This is a genomic window from Actinokineospora iranica (genome assembly GCF_900101685.1).
GTDB classification, from domain to species: domain Bacteria; phylum Actinomycetota; class Actinomycetes; order Mycobacteriales; family Pseudonocardiaceae; genus Actinokineospora; species Actinokineospora iranica.
In genome coordinates this window covers 586,502-603,376 of the sequence record NZ_FMZZ01000001.1, presented here as the reverse complement: position 1 = coordinate 603,376, position 16,875 = coordinate 586,502, and the positions used below count along the sequence as shown (strand labels likewise).

Sequence of the window (16,875 nt, the reverse complement as noted above, 5' to 3'; positions counted from 1 at the left end):
CTTCGGTGGGTTTGGGGAAGCCGTGGCGGGTGCGGGCCTCGGCGGGGGTGAGGGTTTCCTGGGGCGTTGGCGGGATGCCTAGTAGGACCGGGGCTAGGACGGGGACGGTTGAGGGGGACAACAGGTGCTGCGGCCAAGTTGAGCGGTGGGCTGCGGCGAAGGCCGCCGTTCATGCGCTGCCCGGGGCTCCGAACCAGTGGCGGGCGGCCGCGCGCAGCGCGTCCTGGTCGGGGTGGGCGTCGCTCGACGCCCACGCCACATGGGAGTCCGGGCGGAGCAGGAGCGCGGTGACGTCGGTGGCTTCGGTGACGTCCACGGTGTCGCTGTCCACGGTGGCGCGGACGACCTCGACGCCGTCGGCGCGCAGGCCGCCGGTTCCGGTGAGGTCGATCAGCAGCGGCCGCGCCTTCCTGGCCAGGTCGGCGAGGCGGACCACGCCGTCCGGGGTGCGCAGGTCGAGGTCGGGGGCGAGCAGGCCTGCGAGCGGGTGCGCGTCCTCGGCGACCGGGTAGCGGACGTCCGCGCCCGCGACCAGGTCGGCGATGGCCCGCGTGACGCCCGGCTGGGCCAGTAGCTCGCCGAACAGCAGGCGCAGGCCGGTGACGTCGTCGCCGGGGGCGAGCAGCGCCGCCTGGGCCCGCGCGTAGGTGACGGCCCGGTCGGCGGCCGGGCGGCGCTCGGCCTCGTAGGTGTCGAGGACGTCGGCTCCGCCGTTGACCGCCGCCGCGAGCTTCCACCCCAGGTTGACCGCGTCCTGCATACCGATGTTGAGGCCGGTGCCGCCGGCGGCGAAGACGTGCGCGGCGTCGCCGACGAGGAACACCCGGCCGTCCCGGTACCGGTCGGCGACCCGGGTGTTGCCGCCGTTGATCCTGCGCAGCGCGTGCGGGCAGGCACCGGGCGGCGGGCCGAGTGGGACGTCGGCGCGCAGCACCCGGCTGACGCTGGCCCGCATCTCGGCGAGCGTCATCGGCCCGTCGGTTTCCGGGGCGTCCCACTCGACGGTGGTGACCAGGGGCGGGTGGCCGGGGAGCGGCGCGTAGGAGAAACCGCCGTGCGCGGTGCGGATGGGGAGGAACGGCCGGATCGGGCCGTGGCCGGGCACGGTCAGCGCGCCGGTCGCCGGGTCGATCCAGTCCGCGGGCAGGGCGACGTGCGCGGTGCGGCTGGTGGTCCGGTCGTGGGTGACCCCAGGGAAGCCGATGCCTACCGCCTTGCGGACGGGGCTGTGCGCGCTGTCGGCGCCGACGACGTATCGGGCGCGTAGCTCGTAGGTTCCGGCGGGGGAGTCGACGGTGAGGGTGACGCCGTCCTCGTCCTGGGCGAGACCGGTGAACTCGTGCCCGCGGCGGATGTCGGCGCCGAGATCGTTCGCGCGTCGTTCCAGGACCCGCACGGTGGTCAGTTCGGGCACCGGGAGGGTGTGGACCGGGCTGTCCGCGACCATGCTGAGGTCGAGGGGCAGCGCGGCGAACATGAAGTAGCCGTTGTTGGGCCGCGGCGGGCCGGGTCGGCCGCTGAGCGCCTCGTGCAGCCCGCGCCGGTCGACCACGCGGACGACCTGCCCGACGAGGCCGTTCGACCGGGGCTCGTCGCTGGGTTCGGCGCGCCGCTCCAGCACGACCGGCCGGACGCCGCCCAGCGCGAGTTCGCAGGCGAGCATCAGCCCGTTGGGCCCGCCGCCGACGACCACCACGTCCACGGTGTTCCTCCTCGCGGCTCCGCTGGTCATCGCGGCCGGATCTGGTCGAAGACCGCGCGGAGCAGCGGCCCGAGCGGCTGGGCTGGGTCGCGCGACCAGTGGGTCAGCGCCGTGCCGAGCCCGGCGCTGACCATGGCGGCGACGACCTGCGGGTACAGGTCTTCCGCCGCGGTGCCCGTGCGGTCGGCGACGGCGACGGTCAACTCGTCCCGCGCCGCGGCGTGGGCGCGGAACACCTCGTGCTGGACCGCGGGCTCGGCGAGCAGTTTCCGCAGTGCCGCTGGATACCGGTCATCCGGTGGCGGCGTGGCCGCGCCCGGCGCCTGCTCGAACTGGCCGACGACCGCGTGGGTGAGCGCGTCCCAGAGCGGTTCGTCGGCGGGCCGTTCGCGCAGTGTCTCGGCGATGCGCTGCCCGCGCACGACATGCGTGGCGACGACGGCCTCCGCCTTGCTGGCGAAGTAGTTGCGGAACGTGCGCTCGGAGACGTTCGCCGCCGCGGCGATGTCCGCGACCGACACGGCGTCCAGCCCGCGTTCCAGTGCGAGCCGGATCGCCGCCTGACTCAACGCGAACCGGGTTTCCCGCTTCTTGCGTTCGCGCAAGCCGTCGTCGTCTGCCGCCATGCCGCCAGGCTAGCCGAACTTGCCGACCTTGCAAAGTTTCCTATTCGGAAAGTTTCAGCCCTGGCGGGACACCCGGACCATCTCCGGCCGCTCCACGACCTTGACGCGCTCGCGGCCGTGCGGCTCGCCGAGCGCGCGCTCGTAGGCGTCGAGGTTCTTCCAGCCCTGCCAGGTGGTGAACTCGATGCCGCGCTGGCGCAGAAACGTCACCACCGCGCTCGGGTCGGGCTGGGGCGCCGGGTGCAGGGTCGGGGCGTCGGCCAGCAGGGACGCCACCGTCTCCGACGAGCAGCCCTTGGTGTGGCCGATGAGGCCGATCGGGCCGCGCTTGATCCAGCCGGACACGTAGGCGCCGGGGACCAGGTCGTCGTCCATGTCCAGGACGCGGCCCTTGCTGTGCGGGACGGTGCCGGAGACGTGGTCGAACGGCAGGTCCGCCAGGTGCATGGACAGGTATCCGACCGCCCGGTACACCGCCTGGACGTCCCAGTCGTGGAACACCCCGGTGCCGCGCACGGAGCCGTCGCCGGTCAGTTCGGTGCGCTCGGTGCGCAGACCGGTGACCTTGCCGTCGGCGCCGAGAATGGCGGCCGGGGCGTGGAAGAAGTGCAGGTGCAGCCTGCGCGGGCGGTCGCCCACGTCGCGGATGGCCCACTCCTGCAGGGTCTTGACCACCATGTCGACCTGCTTGGAGCCGCGGATGGCGGCGAGCGAGCCCGCGTCGAACTCGATGTCGGCCGGGTCGACGATCACCTCGACCGTCGGCGAGTGGTCCAGTTCCCGCAGTTCCAGCGGCGTGAACTTGGCCTGGGCGGGCCCGCGCCTGCCGAACACGTGCACGTCGGTGACCGCGTTGGCGGCCAGGCCTGCGTGGACGTTGTCCGGGATCTCGGTGACCAGCATCTCCTCTGCGGACTTGGCCAGCACCCGGGCCACGTCCAGGGCCACGTTGCCCGCGCCGAGGACGGCGACCGAGCGGGCGGTGAGCGGCCAGTCGCGCGGGACGTCGGGGTGGCCGTCGTACCAGGAGACGAACTCGGCCGCGCCGTGGCTGCCGTCCAGGTCGACGCCCGGGATGTCGAGGGGCCGGTCGTCCACCGCGCCGGTGGCGAACACGACGGCGTCGTAGAACTGGCGCAGCTCGTCCAGTTTGAGGTCCGTGCCGTAGTCGATGTTGCCGAACAGGCGCACGCCCGGCTTCTCCAGCACGCGGTGCAGCGCGTCCACGATGCCCTTGATCCGCGGGTGGTCGGGCGCGACCCCGTACCGGATGAGGCCGAAGGGCGCGGGCATCCGCTCGAAGAGGTCGACGCTGACCTCGGCCCCGGACTTGACCAGAGCGTCGACGGTGTAGATCCCGGCGGGACCCGCGCCGACCACGGCGACGCGCAGGGGACGGCTCACCGGGCGCTCCTGGGGTTCTGGTGGAAGGAGGTCACGAAGGAAGGTTAAGGTAAGGCTAGCCTTAGTTGATACGTGATCCCGCTTACCAGGCCGCGCCAGGTGAGTCAGGCCGCCGCGGCGGTGACGTGCCGCAGGGTCGGCACACACGTCTCGAAGAGCGTGCCCGCCCAGTCCCGGGACAGGCGTTCCCCGACGCCGATCACGGACATGCCCGCGGCCTTGGCGGACGTGGCGCCCACGATCGTGTCCTCGATGGCGATCGCGTCGTCCGGGTGGATGTCGAGCAGGCGCAGGGCGGCCCGGTAGGGCTCCGGGGCCGGTTTGCCCGCGGTGACGTCGTCGGCGCTGATGAGAATGTTCGGGTCGGGAATCCCCAGCGAGCGCAGGCGGCGGGTGACGACGTGGCGGCTGCCGGAGGTGACGATCGCCGTGGCCCGCTTGGGGACGCTGCGGTAGAGCTCCAGCGCGCCGGGCATCGGCGGGGTGTCGGCGGCCAGTTCGTACTCGATGCGCTGGATCTCGCCCGCCTCGGTCTCCGGGTCCAGATGCGGCGCGGCCATCCGGACGAACTCGACGTCGGTGAGGGAGCGGGAGGCTTCGGCCAGGTTGTCCATGCCGATCCGCCTGCTGGCCGCCCAGTGGGTGACGGCCCGGTCGATGTGGTCGTGCGAGTCGGCGAGCACGCCGTCGAGGTCGAAGCAGACCGCGCGGCAGCGCAGTTCCAATGTGCCGATCCGGAGCAGGATGCCGGTGCGCTCGGAGGTCCCCAGGTTGTTGTTCATTCGACAGTCACACTCTTGGCCAGGTTGCGCGGGCGGTCGACGTCGCGGTCGAGAATGGTCGCGGTGTGGTAGGCGAACAGTTGCAGCGCCACGCCCATCACGATGTGGTCGAGCAGCGGGTGGATGGCGGGCAGCCGGATGGTGGTCGCGCCGAACTCGCAGGTCTGGTGCTGGGAGAACACGACGACGTTCCCGGCACGGGCCTGGATCTGCGAGACCAGGGTCGCGTCCTGGTTCCCGCTGTCGTCGTTGGCCGCCACCACCACTGAGACGTGCTCGGGGTCGACCAGCGCGAGCGGCCCGTGTTTGAGCTCGGAGGACTGGTAGGCCTCGGCGTGGATGTAGGAGATTTCCTTGATCTTCTGCGCGCCCTCGCGGGCGACCGGCCACGACGCTCCCCGGCCGAGGTAGTACATGCTCCGGTACGCGTGCACGGATTCCGCCGCCGCCCGGATCTCGGCGTCCTTGCCCGCCAGCAGGTCGGCGAGGATCGTGGGCAGGATCGGCAGCGCCAGGTCCAGTTCCAGCAATTCCGCTGATCTCGCGCCGTAGTCGGCGCGGGCCAGCCACGCCGCCAGGGCCAGCCCGGCGATCTGCATGTTGGTCACCACTTTGGTCGAGGCCACCGACACCTCCTTGTCCGCGCGCAGGTGGATCGACGCGCCGCTGTCGCGGTCGAGGCTGGAGCCGACGACGTTGACGAACGACAGCGTCTGCACCGGGTGGCGCCGCAGGTACCGGTGCGCGTGCAGGGTGTCCAGCGTTTCCCCGGACTGGCTGATGAGCACGTACAGGCAGTCCGGCTCGACCACCGGGCGCCGCTGGATGAACTCGGCCGCGGGTTCGGCCGCGGCCGGGACGCGCGCGAGTTGCTCCACAAAGGACGCTGAGACCTCGCCTGCGTAGTACGACGACCCGCACCCGAGGAAGCGGACTCGCTTGATGGACGGGCGGTCGAGCGTGGCGCTCCAGTCCGCGGGCGAGCCCGGGGCGATCGGCGAGAACAGCGCGGAGATCGCCGCCCGGGTAGTCCGCGGCTGGTCGTTGATCTCCTTGAGCAGGAAGTTGGGGTAGGAGCCCTTGCCCTGCCAGCCGGATTCGCGGCTCGCGGGCTTCCAGTCCCGCCCGGCGGGAACGGCGGTGGTGATGGTGACGACTTCGCCGTCGAGGACGTGCGAGTAGTGCGTGCACTCGCTCGCCAGCGCGGCGCGGTCGGAGGCGATGTGCACCGCGCGGCCGTCGACGCCGATCAGCAGCGGGCTGCCGTCCGCTGCGGCCACCAGCGTGCCGGGACGGTCCGCGGCGATGACCAGCACCGCGTAGTCCCCGTCGACGCGGGCGAGGGCCAGGCGCAGGGCCGTCTCGGTGTCCGCGCCCTGGCCGCGGTGCCAGGCGACCAGGTGGGCGAGGACTTCGCTGTCGGTGTCCGAGACGGCGCTGACCCCGAGGTCGTCGAGTTCGCCCCGCAGTTCGGCGATATTGCGGATGGTTCCGTTGTGGACGATCGCGATGGACGCGTCGTAGCTCAGGTGCGGGTGCGCGTTGCGGGTCGACGGCGCGCCGTGCGTGGCCCACCGGGTGTGCGCGATCCCGGACCCCGGAACGGGTTCCGGCGGCAGCGTGGCCGCCAGTGTGGCCACCGAGCCGACGGACTTGCGCACGTCGATCCCGCCTGCCGAGTGGATGGCCATCCCGGCCGAGTCGTATCCCCGGTACTCCAGCCGCTCAAGCGCCGTGGTCAGTGCCTGCCGGATGTCGTGGATTCCTGCTATTCCTGCGATTCCGCACATGTTCTCACTCGTTCTCGTGGTCAGGCCGGGAGTTCGGGAAGTGTCGATGCCGCGTGGTTGATCGGGAAGTACTCGGGGACCCGGAACGCCTCCGCGGCCGCGGTGCCGCACTGGAGGCCGCGGAGCCTGGCCTGTTTGACGACGTAGTCGAGGTAGTCCGTGCCGTCCGTGCACCGCAGCCAGTCGTTCTGGCTGCGGTGCGCGCGAAGCATGTCGAGCTTGGTGTCCAAGGTTTCCGAGATGTCGACCCAGCGCCGCGGGGTGGCGCCGACGAGCGCCAGAGTGTCCATATAGAACACAGCCGGGAGCGATTCGATCGCCGCGCTTTCGGTCCGTTGCAGTGGGGAAGCGGCGAGCTGGAGGCTGTTGAGCGCGATGGCCGACGCGGCCCGGTGGTCGGGGTGGTAGTCGTGGGGATCGGGGATGAACAGGATGTCGGGCCGGAACGCCCGCAGCACCTCGGCGAAGGCGATGCGGGTTTCGGGGCTGTCGAACAGGAATCCGTCCGGCTCCCCGAGCAGGAACAGGCGGGCGTCGAGCACGTCGGCGGAACGCCGGGCTTCCCGCGCCCGCACCGCCGCGATCTCCACCTTCTCTCCGTCAGGCGCGCCGAGGTCGCCGTTGGTCAGCACGCAGATTCCGACAGCGTGGCCGGTTCGCCGGTAGCGCGCGAGCGTGCCCGCGCAGAGGATTTCCACGTCGTCGGGGTGCGCGCCGACGGCCAGCACGTTCACGCGGGCACCGCCAGGCCGACCAGTTCGCCGAGGAAGCGCAGTTCGGCGTGGAAGTGCGAGTCCGGAAGGAAGTGGGCGCGAATCCGTTCCCGCGCCGAGGCGCCGATGGCTCGGCTCGTCTCGGGGGAGGTGATCAGCTCCGTGATGGACAGTCCAAAGTGGTCGTCGGGGTCGGGCAGGGCGACGGCGCGGCCGTATCGGGCATCGGGGATCTGCGTGGTGATGCCGCCCACGCGGGTCGCGACGACGGGTCTGGCCTTCCACAGCGCTTCGGTGACGGTCAAACCGAATCCCTCCGATCGGCTCTTCTGGGTCACGACCGCGGCGTGCCGCTGGGCCGCGTTGACCACCCGGGCGTTCGCCGCCGAATCCGCCGTCGGCAGGCAGCACAGCTGGACCCGGGACCGCACGGGATCGGGCAGCCGGTTCCAGTGCTCCAGGCACCGCCGGAAGTACTCGGCCGCTTCCGGGTCGTCGGCCACCCCGTCGACCTGCGGCCCGATGAGACTCAGGTAGGCGTCCGTCGCGGGCGCCACCGTCCGCGCGAAGCTGTCCATGACCCCGGCCATGTCCTTCACCGAGTCCCACCGGGACACCTGGACGACCATCGGGACCTCCGGCGCGGGCGCGGCGCCCTCCCGCACGACCAGGAGGCCCGGGACCCGGCCGGGGTCCCGCGCCCCGGTTCCCGCCAGCAGGCCCCACCCCGCCAGGAGAGACCGCGCCTGGCTCTGCGACAGCGCGTTGTTCTTCGCCGACATCGGATCGATGAACGGGGTGATGGCCGCGCTGGGCACGCCGCCCCCGCCCGCGAGCACCACGTCGCGGAAGTGCGGCTGGGTGGTGACGAGCCCACGTGCCCGGCGCAGGAACGGGGCGAGGAACGCGCTGGAGCGCACGGTGTGCTCGTTGGGCCGGTCCGCGCCGTTGTGCGCCCGCCACACGGGAATGGCGCCCAGGTCGGCGACGTGCTCGCACAGGCCCGCCGTCTGCGGGTCGTGCAGGACCACCACGTCCCCGGGCCGGACGTGCCGCCCCAGGTCGGCCGCGGCGTCCCGGCTGACCCGGCGGAACTGCTCGGCCTGCGCGACGCCGAGCGGCCCCCGGTCGCCCGCGACGCCGGAGATCCCGTTGTCGATGCGTTTGGTGGTGGTGAAGAAGCCGGTGTCCGCCTCGATGACGAGCCACCGGACGTCGATGCCCAGCGCGTGCCCGTAGCCCAGGATCGGCCTGAGCATCTCGGCGACCCCGCCGCCGTCCGAAGTGGAGTTGACGTGCCACACGGTGGGCATCGCGGCCGCCCACCTGGCTCCCGTGGCGTCCAGGCGGTCCGCGCGCTCACCGGTCAGGCAGGCGCGCAATCCGTCGAGCGAGTACTGCCCGACTGGCACTTCACGCAGGCGTGCCGAACTCATCGTTGCCCTCCTTGTCGCCTGCCGTCGGCAGGGTGGCTCACGTGCGCGCCGAGATGCCGGGTGGCCAGCGCGGTGGTCGCGGCGGCGGCCAGCCCGATGATCGCCAGGGTGGTCGTGAGGCCCGCTTCCTCGGCCACCACGCCGACGAGCGGCGGGCCCGCGAGGTAGGCGAGGTAGCCGACCGCGCTCACACTCGCGGTGGCGGTGGCGACCGCGTGCGGCATCCGCTCGGCGGCCGTGGCCATCGACAGCGGGAAGACCGGGCCGAGAGCCAGCCCGATGACCGACACCGCCGCGAACGCGCCGAGCGCGCTGGACTGGGTGAGTCCGACCGCCAGCGCGGTCGCGGTCGCCGCCGCCGACCAGTACAAGACGGTCCGCGCTCCGAAGCGGGCCACCACGGCGTCGCCGAAGGACCGGGACACGAACATGGCGACGCTGAACGCGACGACGGCCGCTGAGCCGAGGTCCACCCCGCCCGCGAAGTCGCGGGCGACCAGCAGCGCCGACCAGTCCGTGACCATGCCCTCCACGAGTAGCCCGCTGACGGCGATGGCCGCCACCGCGAGGGGGAGCGCCGCGATGCCCCGCAGGGGTGATGTGGCCGCGGCCGCGGTGTGCTCGCCTGCTCGGGGAGAGGTGCGCGGGAGCGTCGGCGCGGCGACGGCCAGGAGCACCAGGAGGATCACGGCCACCGTGGCGAAGTGGGCGAGGACGCCCGCGTCCAGGTTCGTGGCGAGCGTGCCGCCCGCGGCTCCGAAAAGGACACCGAGGCTGTAACCGCCGTGCAGCCGCGAGATCACCGACGGCCGGTCCGGGGTCTGCCGCTGGAACTCGATGCCCGCGGTGTTCATCGCGACGTCCAGGCACCCGCTGGCCGCCCCGAGCAGCATCAGCACGACGCCGAGGGACACCACGTCCCTGGCCGCCGCGATCAGCGGCAGGAGCCCGGCGAACAGCAGGCTGGAGATGACGCACAGCCGGCGGACGCTGACGAACCGCATCAGCCACCCGGTGCCCAGCAGAGCCGGGACCGAACCGGCGGCCACGCCGAACAGCGCGACACCGAGCGCGGCGTCCGACAACCCCAGGGCCGCCTTGACCTCGGGGATGCGCGGCGCCCAGCTGGCCAGCACCGCGCCGTTGAGGAAGAACACCAGCCACAAACTGGTGACGTGGTAGGTCGAGCGGGAAGTTTTCACCATCGGAGCGCCTCGCGGCCGCCCTGACGAGAATGTTCGACGGCCCCCGGACGGTCAGGAACCGCTGCGGCCCGAACCCGGGCCGCCCCTTCCTGCATTGATCACAACACACTTATTTCGCGTCCGCAAGCACTGTCCACTGGTGAACTGAGTCACCGCGGCGCCAGTGGTGAGAGCATAAAATAAGCGGCAAAGATGAACGGTGAGTTAACCACTGTGGACGGTGTGCGGCAATTCTCTCAGCTTGGAACGTTTGTCCGGATTTCCATGAACCCGGGTATGCTGGGGCACTTTTTTCCATGGCGGTTGAATATGGCGGCGCGCACGGGAGCCGCTGGTCCGGCGCGCGCCGCTGGGGTCTCGGCCGGTCTGGCGGATTCCGCTAAAGCAGTCCCAAATGGACATCGGCCGCCGGACTGGTGTTTTCAGTTTCTCGACATCGAACTCGACCGGTCCAGGCGGCCTGCCGCGCACGCGGGCGCGGTGCGGATGGTCTCACCGGAAACACCCCACCAGGAGGATGCTGTGGCCTGAATGCCCGCTCGCCGACACACGAAATCGCAACCAATTCGTACGGGTGATTCATCGTGCGGTTCCGAATGCGTTCACCGTCCGCGAAGGGATCGGGCGAGCGCCGCCGCGGCACGTGCCCCTCAGCCTGCCGCCAGCGTGGCGAGCCCAGGCCCGCCAAGCTCGTCCAGCGCCACGCGCCGCCCGGAGACGGCCAACAGCAGTGCCAGCGCCGCCCCGGTCACCGCCGGACCGTCCCCGATGGACAGGTCGGCGTCCGTCGCCGTCAGCCGGACGCGGGTGGTCAGTTCCTTGGCTCCGCCGAACGCGGCCGGGGTGCGGGCCTGCAGGCGCAGGGACCTGACCACGGCTTCCCGCGGGTAGGGGCGGGTGAGTCCCAGGGGCCTGCGGATGTCCTCGCCGTGGACGACCTCCTCGACCAGTCGGCTGTCCAGCGGCGCGGGCGGGGTCGACGTCCGCGCCGCCACCTCGCGCAGCCGCGCCAACGTCTCCCGGGGCGAGGCGCCGCGTTCGCGTGCCACCCCGCGCGTGTTCTGGCGGTCGAAGTCGAACCGCGCCCCGGCGAGGCCGAGCACGAACCCCAGGCGCGTCGTCCGGGCGGTGTCGACCAGGTGGGCGGCCACGTCGTGCACGGTCCATCCGGCGCACAGCGACGGCCGCTCCCACTGCTCGTCATCGAGACGGGCGAGGTCATCGATCAGCGCGGCGCGCTCCGCGTGCACCATCGGCCAGACATCTCCGCGCACGGCTTCCCCTTCGCTCGCCCGCGGGTTCGGTCAGCGGCGGCTCGCGGCGCGAGCCACCCGTCCGGGCGGGTGGGAACAGTGTTCACCGTGGATCGATGCGGCACGGCCTGTGGGGTCCCGAGCGGACTCGGGACCCCACAGGCCTGCTTGTCATTTCGGGTCGAGCACGAACACCGGGATCTGCCGGTCGGTCTTCTCCTGGTACTCGGCGTAGGGCGGGTAGGCCGCCACGGCCCGCTCCCACCACTGGGCGCGCTCGGCGCCGTCGACCTCGCGGGCGGCGTACTCCTTCGTCACGGTGCCGTCCTGCAGCGAGAACTCGGGGTGCGCCTTGATGTTGTAGTACCAGGTCGGGTGTCCGGCGGAGCCGCCGTTGGACGCCACCACCGCATACCTGCCCTCGTGCTCCACCCGCATCACCGGGGTGTAGCGCAGCTTGCCGGTTCTCGCGCCGCGCAGCGTGAGCAGCACGACCGGCGACCCGAAGACCTCGATCCCCTCGGTGGTCCCGGTCGCCAGGATCTTCTTGGTCTGGTCCTGCACCCAACTCGTCGGGCTGAACTCCACGGCTTGCTCAGACATGCTCACCCCCAACGCTTCCCGCGTCGCCGTTATTCCCGGGTGGACGTCGGAAGCCGCCGGTCGCCCTGGACGACCTCGGCCACGAAGCCCGCGATCTCGTCGAGGGCGGCGCGGCTCTCCGGCAGGACATGACCGAGCACCGGGAAGGCGTGGACCTGTCCCTGCCATACCTGCAGCCGGTACGTGACGCCCGCGGCTTCGAGCCGTTCGGCCATCAGCTCGGCGTCGCAGCGAAGGACCTCGTCCTCCGCGCACTGGATGAGCACCGGGGGAAGGCAAGCCAGGTTCCCGTTGACCGGTGACCGGAGCGGATCGATGTCCCCGGCGGGCGTCGCGGTGCACAGCCGGGCCACCCGGGAAAGCCGTCTGGCCGGGATGAACACGTCCGTGCGGGAGTTCGGATGGGCCTGCTTGACCTGGCAGTCGAAGTCCAGCCACGGCGACAGGCCGACCACACCGGCCGGGCGGTCCAGTCCGGCCCGCTCCGCCGCGAGGGCCAGCGCGAAGGCGAGGTGCCCGCCCGCCGAGTCGCCGACGCAGACGATCGAGCCGCCGTCGAACCCGCGGCCGACCAGCCAGCGGAACGCCTCGGTCGCGTCGGCCAGCGACTCGTCCAGGCATCCCTTCGGCAGGTGCCGGTATCGCACCGACAGCACCGGCAACCCGGTGCGCAGGGCCAGCCGTTCCACCACGCGCCGATGCGTGGCGAGCCCGCAGAAGACGAAGGCCCCGCCATGCAGGTACAGCAGCGCGGCCGAGGCGTTCGCGCTCCCGCGCGGCCGCACGAGCTCCGCCCGCCAGTGGCCACCGGCGACCCGCTCCACTTCGGTGGCGCGCAGCCGGGGAGTCGCCCGCAGGACCAGGTCCACCAGCGGCATCAGCTTCGACAGCGGGCCGCGCAGCGGCCACCAGGACATGGTCGGCCAGACGAAGACCCGGCACAGGACACGGATGAGCCTGGCCCGAAACCCCTGGCCACCGGGGCGGTACTCGTGCAACTCTCGGCCTCCCGCCAGTCCGGCGACCCGCGCGCCCGGCTCAACTCGGTGCACAAGTGTGCACTGACTGAAGTGAAGCACGCGTTCACCCGCCCGGACAACCGTGGAGAGCCCCGGCGAAGTCCGCCCGAAAAAAGTTCCGGCGGGATGTCGAGAACCCGGAAGCGGCGTCGTCCCTGGACCGAACGCGGCCATAATGGGCCCGCACCGCACCGAGGAGAACACCATGGCCAAGTACCTGCTGCTCAAGCACTACCGGGGCGCGCCCGCGGCGGTCAACGACGTGCCGATGGACCAGTGGACGCCGGAAGAGGTCTCCGCTCACATGCGGTACATGCAGGATTTCGCCGCCCGGCTCGAGAGCACCGGCGAGTTCGTCGACGGACAGGCGCTCTCCCCGGAGGGCACGTTCGTCCGCTACGACGGCGAGGGGCGGCCGCCGGTCACCGACGGCCCGTTCGCCGAGACCAAGGACCTGATCGCGGGCTGGATGGTGATCGACGTCGAGACCTACCAGCGGGCGATCGAGCTGGCGGGCGAGCTGTCCGCGGCTCCTGGCGCGGGTGGGAAGCCGATCCACGAGTGGCTCGAGGTGCGCCCGTTCTACGGCGTGACGTCGACCATCACGGAGTGACGCATGGTGGATGAGGCCCTGCTGCGGACCCTCACCCCCACTGTGATCGGTGTCCTCGGCCGCCGCGGAGCCGACTTCGCCGCGGCCGAGGACGCCGTGCAGGACGCGCTGGTCGAGGCCGTGCGGGTGTGGCCGGACGACCCGCCGCGCGACCCCAAGGGCTGGCTGGTCACGGTGGCCTGGCGCAAGTTCCTCGACGCGACCCGCGCGGACGCCTCCCGGCGGCAGCGCGAGGAACGCGTCGAGGCCGAGCCGGAGCCCGGCCAGGGGGAGGAGGCGGACGACACGCTCCAGCTGTACTTCCTGTGCGCGCACCCGTCGCTGACCCCGGCTTCGGCCGTCGCGCTCACGCTGCGCGCGGTCGGCGGCCTGACCACCCGGCAGATCGCGCGGGCCTACCTGGTGCCCGAGGCGACCATGGCCCAGCGGATCAGCCGGGCCAAGCGGACCGTCACCGGCGCCCGGTTCACCCAGGCCGGTGACGTCGGCACGGTGCTGCGCGTGCTCTACCTGGTCTTCAACGAGGGCTACTCCGGCGACGTCGACCTCGCCGCCGAGGCGATCCGGCTCACCCGCCAGCTCGCGGCCAAGATCGACCATGACGAGGTCGCGGGCCTGCTCGCGCTCATGCTGCTCCACCACGCCCGCCGCCCGGCCCGCACCGACGCCGAGGGCAGGCTCGTGCCGCTCGCCGAGCAGGACCGGAGCCGGTGGGACACCCGCCTGATCGCCGAGGGCGTCGACGTGCTCCAGGCCGCCCTCGCCCGCGACCGCCTGGGCGAGTTCCAGGCCCAGGCCGCCATCGCCGCGCTGCACGCCGACGCCCAGACCGCAGCGGAAACCGACTGGGTGCAGATCGTCGAGTGGTACGACGAACTGGTGCGCCTCACCGACAGCCCGGTGGCCCGCCTCAACCGGGCCGTCGCCGTCGGCGAGGCCGACGGCCCGCGAGCGGGTCTGGCCGCCCTCGCCGACCTCGACCCCGCCCTGCCCCGCTACACCGCCGTCGCCGCGTACCTGCGCGAACGCGACGGCGACGCGGCCACAGCGGCCCGGCTCTACGCCGAAGCCGCCCGAGCGGCCCCCAGCCTTCCCGAACGGGACCACCTCACGCGGCAGGCCGCCCGCCTCAACGCGCGACTCCGCGGCTGAGCGCGGCCGCGCCGGTCAGCGGTTCGGCGCGCCGGCGGTCGAATCCGAGGTGGCCGCGTCCGTCCGGTCCCGCAGGAGCCGCCAGCACAGATAGGCGCACAGGCCCATCGCGGGGGCACCGCCCAGCAGGGTGGCGGCGATGCCGAGCGGGGTCAGGTGTCCGGCGAGGTACAGCGGCGCCAGCACAGCGGTGGCGACGGCGTACTTCGCCAGGAAGATCGCCGTGCACAGCTGGTACCGCCGTCGCCGCGCGGGATCGCGGCGCCAGCCGGACCGTTCACCGCCTGCCGCCCCCAGCACCAACCCGATCACGGGCAACCGCACCAGCATGGACACCAGGAACACCGTGCCGCCGACCACCTGCGTGAGCACGGTCGGAAGATAGAAGTCGACCGCCTGCCCGGTGCTCCCGGCCAGCACCGCGGAGACCCCCACGACGACCAGCCCGACCGCCGCCTGCCAGTACTTCCGGTCGGTGCGCATCCTGGCCACCGCGAACACCGCCACACCGCCGACCGCCACCAGCGCGGACGTCAGCACCTGACCGGTCAGCAGATAGGCGACCAGGAACAGCACCCGGGACGCGACTCCCTCGGCGACCGTGCGCCAGCCACCCACCGCGGCGAACAGGGACAACGACTTCCGGGTCAGCACATCGAGGCTCACCGGACCACCGCCCGCTGCGTCGGTGCTCCGCTTGCCGACCTGCTCATGCGCCCGCCTTCGCCGCGACCGGGGGAAAGCTGGTCCGGCGCATCCAGTCCTCGTACGCGCCGATCGCGTCGAGCAGGTCACGTCTGCCCTGGTGCGCGTCGATCAGTGCGGCGCAGAGGTCGTGCGCGTCCCGCATCGCCAGGTTGCCGCCGAAGCCCGGGGCCGCGTGGATGGCGTCGCCGATGACCGTCACCGGACTGGGCCGCCACGCGGGCATCGGCGGGATCATCCCGATCCGCAGCGCGACCGTGACCTCCGGCCACGCCCCGGCGACGACCGACCGCAGAGCGGACGGCAGATCCCCGGCCAACTCCTGGGCCTGCCGCCACGCAGAACCAGGCCGCTCCCGCGTGCTGGGCAAGGCCCACATCACGTAGTCCTCGACGTCGGCGACCGCGCTGGGACACAGGGCGGGCAGCCACCGCCGCCGCGCGGCCGCCGGGGGCTCGGTGAACCGCAGCACGCCCAGCGCCATCACCGTGTCCCGCACCCGCACGCTCGCGGGGCTGTCGCCGATCAACTCGGGCAACCCGGTGTCGGCCACCGCCCGCAGCGGGGTCGCGCCCATCAGTATGCGCCGACCGGTGTCGACCACCCGCACGTGCGGCAGGTACTGGCGGCGGACCGCCGACCCGATCCCGTCCGCGCCGACCAAGACGTCCGCGGTGTCCATGCGGCCGTCGGCGAACCACGCCCGGACCGTGCCGTCGGCGCGCTCCTCGAACCGCGTGAACTCCGCCCCGAACCGGACCACGTCCGCCAGTCCGGTCAGCAACACCGCGCGCAGCAGCGGACGGTGGACCTGCCGACCAGGCCGCGTCCGATCCGCCACGCCGTCGCACATCCGAGCGCCTGCGACGGCGAGCGTCCCGTCCACCTCGGACAGTGTCAGCGTCCGCTCGCGCTGTCCGCCCATGGTGGCCTCGACCATCGCGGCGTGCGCGGGCGGCAGGCACGCCCGCAGCGCCGAGGCGCCCCGGTCGTCGACATGCAGGCTGACTCCCTGCGGGCGGCCCAGCGGCTCGTCTCGCTCGTGCACGACGACGTCGATTCCCGCTCCGCGCAGCCTGTGCGCCAGCGTCAGCCCGCCCAGGCCCGCGCCGACCACCATCACCCTCATCCCGCCAACCCCTTTCTTCATCACCCGATGAAGAACACTGTACGGCAAAACTCCACCAGGCGATGAAGTAAGCGGTGCTAGACTTCGGCGGCCATGACGGAACACGACGACCACCGCCGCCCCGGCCGCTGGCGGTCCGGCGCGGAGAGCAAACAGCGGATACTCCAGACCGCCCGCGACCTGTTCGGCCAGCACGGCTACCGCGGCACGACCGTGCGCGCGATCGCTGCCGCGGCGGGGGTCGACCCGGCGATGGTGTTCTACTTCTTCGGCACCAAACAGGGCCTGTTCGCCGCCGCCGTCGAGATGTCCGACACCGTCCCGCCCGCCATCGAGTCGATCTTCACCGCGGGCCTGGACGCCATCGGCGAGCGCATCGTCCGCACGCTCCTGGAGAACCTCGACAAGTCCGACCGCACCCCGCTGGTGATGCTCACCCGGTCGGCCCCCACCGACGACCGCTCGGAAACGCTGCTGCGCGAGTTCATCGACCGCGAGATCACCGACCGCGTCGCGGCGATGCTCGACGCGCCCGACGCCGCCCTGCGCGCGGGCATGGTCAACGTCCAGATCCTCGGCCTCGCCGTGGCGCGCTACATCGTGCGGATCGAGCCGATCGCGTCATCGCCCGTCGAGGACCTGGTCAGCCGGTTCGGCCCGCTCGTGCAGCACTGCCTGACCGGGCCGACACCACAGCCGGTCCCGACACCGACCCCTGTCGGCGCCTAGCGCGCGGTCGCTGC

16 protein-coding genes are annotated in these 16,875 nt (G+C 72.2%); 3 read left to right on the top strand and 13 right to left on the bottom strand.

Annotated elements, in window-relative coordinates; all coding sequences use genetic code 11:
• Positions 1–169: 169 nt before the first annotated feature.
• The 11 genes from BLS56_RS02765 to BLS56_RS02715 form a co-directional block, all read right to left on the bottom strand.
• Positions 170–1,732 carry an FAD-dependent monooxygenase gene (locus BLS56_RS02765; RefSeq protein WP_091447862.1) on the bottom strand — a complete coding sequence of 521 codons (1,563 nt, stop codon included), beginning with the start codon at positions 1,730–1,732 and terminating at the stop codon, positions 170–172.
• Positions 1,729–2,328 (bottom strand): TetR/AcrR family transcriptional regulator, encoded by a 600-nt coding sequence (locus tag BLS56_RS02760; protein ID WP_091447860.1) that lies wholly within the window; start codon positions 2,326–2,328, stop codon positions 1,729–1,731. The genes BLS56_RS02765 and BLS56_RS02760 overlap by 4 nt, the downstream gene beginning before the upstream one ends.
• 54 nt (positions 2,329–2,382) lie before the next feature.
• On the bottom strand, positions 2,383–3,732 hold the full coding sequence (locus tag BLS56_RS02755) for an FAD-dependent oxidoreductase (protein WP_091447858.1): 1,350 nt from the start codon (positions 3,730–3,732) through the stop codon (positions 2,383–2,385).
• 104 nt (positions 3,733–3,836) lie between these two features.
• The gene (locus BLS56_RS02750; RefSeq protein ID WP_091447857.1) at positions 3,837–4,514 is read right to left on the bottom strand and encodes an HAD family hydrolase; all 678 of its coding nucleotides are present in this window, start codon (positions 4,512–4,514) and stop codon (positions 3,837–3,839) included.
• Complete coding sequence (glmS, locus tag BLS56_RS02745; RefSeq protein ID WP_091447855.1) at positions 4,511–6,304, bottom strand: glutamine--fructose-6-phosphate transaminase (isomerizing); 1,794 nt, start codon at positions 6,302–6,304, stop codon at positions 4,511–4,513. Before glmS ends, BLS56_RS02750 begins: the two co-directional genes overlap by 4 nt.
• A 20-nt stretch (positions 6,305–6,324) precedes the next feature.
• Positions 6,325–7,038: a PIG-L deacetylase family protein gene (locus BLS56_RS02740; protein WP_091447853.1), complete on the bottom strand. Its 714-nt coding sequence runs from the start codon at positions 7,036–7,038 to the stop codon at positions 6,325–6,327.
• Entirely contained in the window at positions 7,035–8,453 is a 1,419-nt protein-coding gene (locus BLS56_RS02735) for a glycosyltransferase (protein WP_139190470.1), read from the bottom strand. Before BLS56_RS02735 ends, BLS56_RS02740 begins: the two co-directional genes overlap by 4 nt.
• Positions 8,450–9,658, bottom strand: coding sequence for an MFS transporter (locus BLS56_RS02730; RefSeq protein WP_091447849.1), 1,209 nt, complete (start codon positions 9,656–9,658; stop codon positions 8,450–8,452). The genes BLS56_RS02735 and BLS56_RS02730 overlap by 4 nt, the downstream gene beginning before the upstream one ends.
• Before the next feature lie 650 nt (positions 9,659–10,308).
• The gene (locus BLS56_RS02725) at positions 10,309–10,932 is read right to left on the bottom strand and encodes a maleylpyruvate isomerase family mycothiol-dependent enzyme (protein WP_228771297.1); all 624 of its coding nucleotides are present in this window, start codon (positions 10,930–10,932) and stop codon (positions 10,309–10,311) included.
• A 150-nt stretch (positions 10,933–11,082) separates the two neighbouring features.
• A complete protein-coding gene (locus tag BLS56_RS02720; protein ID WP_091448748.1) occupies positions 11,083–11,514 on the bottom strand; it encodes a nitroreductase family deazaflavin-dependent oxidoreductase in 432 nt (143 codons plus the stop codon).
• Positions 11,515–11,543: 29 nt separating this feature from the next.
• The gene (locus BLS56_RS02715) at positions 11,544–12,512 is read right to left on the bottom strand and encodes an alpha/beta hydrolase (protein ID WP_175482629.1); all 969 of its coding nucleotides are present in this window, start codon (positions 12,510–12,512) and stop codon (positions 11,544–11,546) included.
• Positions 12,513–12,738: 226 nt separating this feature from the next.
• Between BLS56_RS02715 and BLS56_RS02710 the strand changes: the two genes are divergently transcribed.
• Positions 12,739–13,146: a YciI family protein gene (locus tag BLS56_RS02710; protein ID WP_175482628.1), complete on the top strand. Its 408-nt coding sequence runs from the start codon at positions 12,739–12,741 to the stop codon at positions 13,144–13,146.
• A gap of 6 nt (positions 13,147–13,152) precedes the next feature.
• A complete protein-coding gene (locus BLS56_RS02705; RefSeq protein WP_091448745.1) occupies positions 13,153–14,298 on the top strand; it encodes an RNA polymerase sigma factor in 1,146 nt (381 codons plus the stop codon).
• A 15-nt stretch (positions 14,299–14,313) separates the two neighbouring features.
• Here BLS56_RS02705 and BLS56_RS02700 read toward each other — a convergent pair whose 3' ends face one another.
• Both BLS56_RS02700 and BLS56_RS02695 read right to left on the bottom strand, forming a co-directional pair.
• Entirely contained in the window at positions 14,314–14,964 is a 651-nt protein-coding gene (locus tag BLS56_RS02700) for a DUF3159 domain-containing protein (RefSeq protein WP_091447837.1), read from the bottom strand.
• 43 nt (positions 14,965–15,007) lie between these two features.
• Entirely contained in the window at positions 15,008–16,132 is a 1,125-nt protein-coding gene (locus tag BLS56_RS02695) for an FAD-dependent oxidoreductase (protein WP_175482627.1), read from the bottom strand.
• Positions 16,133–16,225: 93 nt separating this feature from the next.
• Between BLS56_RS02695 and BLS56_RS02690 the strand changes: the two genes are divergently transcribed.
• Positions 16,226–16,861 (top strand): TetR/AcrR family transcriptional regulator, encoded by a 636-nt coding sequence (locus tag BLS56_RS02690; RefSeq protein ID WP_091447834.1) that lies wholly within the window; start codon positions 16,226–16,228, stop codon positions 16,859–16,861.
• Positions 16,862–16,875: the final 14 nt, after the last annotated feature.

What these genes read in the sequence shown, in the direction of transcription:
- BLS56_RS02765 (WP_091447862.1), bottom strand. Translation starts at nt 1,732, where the DNA reads ATGACCAGCGGAGCCGCGAGGAGGAACACCGTGGACGTGGTGGTCGTC.
- BLS56_RS02760 (WP_091447860.1), bottom strand. Translation starts at nt 2,328, where the DNA reads ATGGCGGCAGACGACGACGGCTTGCGCGAACGCAAGAAGCGGGAAACC.
- BLS56_RS02750 (WP_091447857.1), bottom strand. Translation starts at nt 4,514, where the DNA reads ATGAACAACAACCTGGGGACCTCCGAGCGCACCGGCATCCTGCTCCGG.
- glmS (WP_091447855.1), bottom strand. Translation starts at nt 6,304, where the DNA reads ATGTGCGGAATCGCAGGAATAGCAGGAATCCACGACATCCGGCAGGCA.
- BLS56_RS02735 (WP_139190470.1), bottom strand. Translation starts at nt 8,453, where the DNA reads ATGAGTTCGGCACGCCTGCGTGAAGTGCCAGTCGGGCAGTACTCGCTC.
- BLS56_RS02730 (WP_091447849.1), bottom strand. Translation starts at nt 9,658, where the DNA reads ATGGTGAAAACTTCCCGCTCGACCTACCACGTCACCAGTTTGTGGCTG.
- BLS56_RS02720 (WP_091448748.1), bottom strand. Translation starts at nt 11,514, where the DNA reads ATGTCTGAGCAAGCCGTGGAGTTCAGCCCGACGAGTTGGGTGCAGGAC.
- BLS56_RS02710 (WP_175482628.1), top strand. Translation starts at nt 12,739, where the DNA reads ATGGCCAAGTACCTGCTGCTCAAGCACTACCGGGGCGCGCCCGCGGCG.
- BLS56_RS02695 (WP_175482627.1), bottom strand. Translation starts at nt 16,132, where the DNA reads ATGAGGGTGATGGTGGTCGGCGCGGGCCTGGGCGGGCTGACGCTGGCG.
- BLS56_RS02690 (WP_091447834.1), top strand. Translation starts at nt 16,226, where the DNA reads ATGACGGAACACGACGACCACCGCCGCCCCGGCCGCTGGCGGTCCGGC.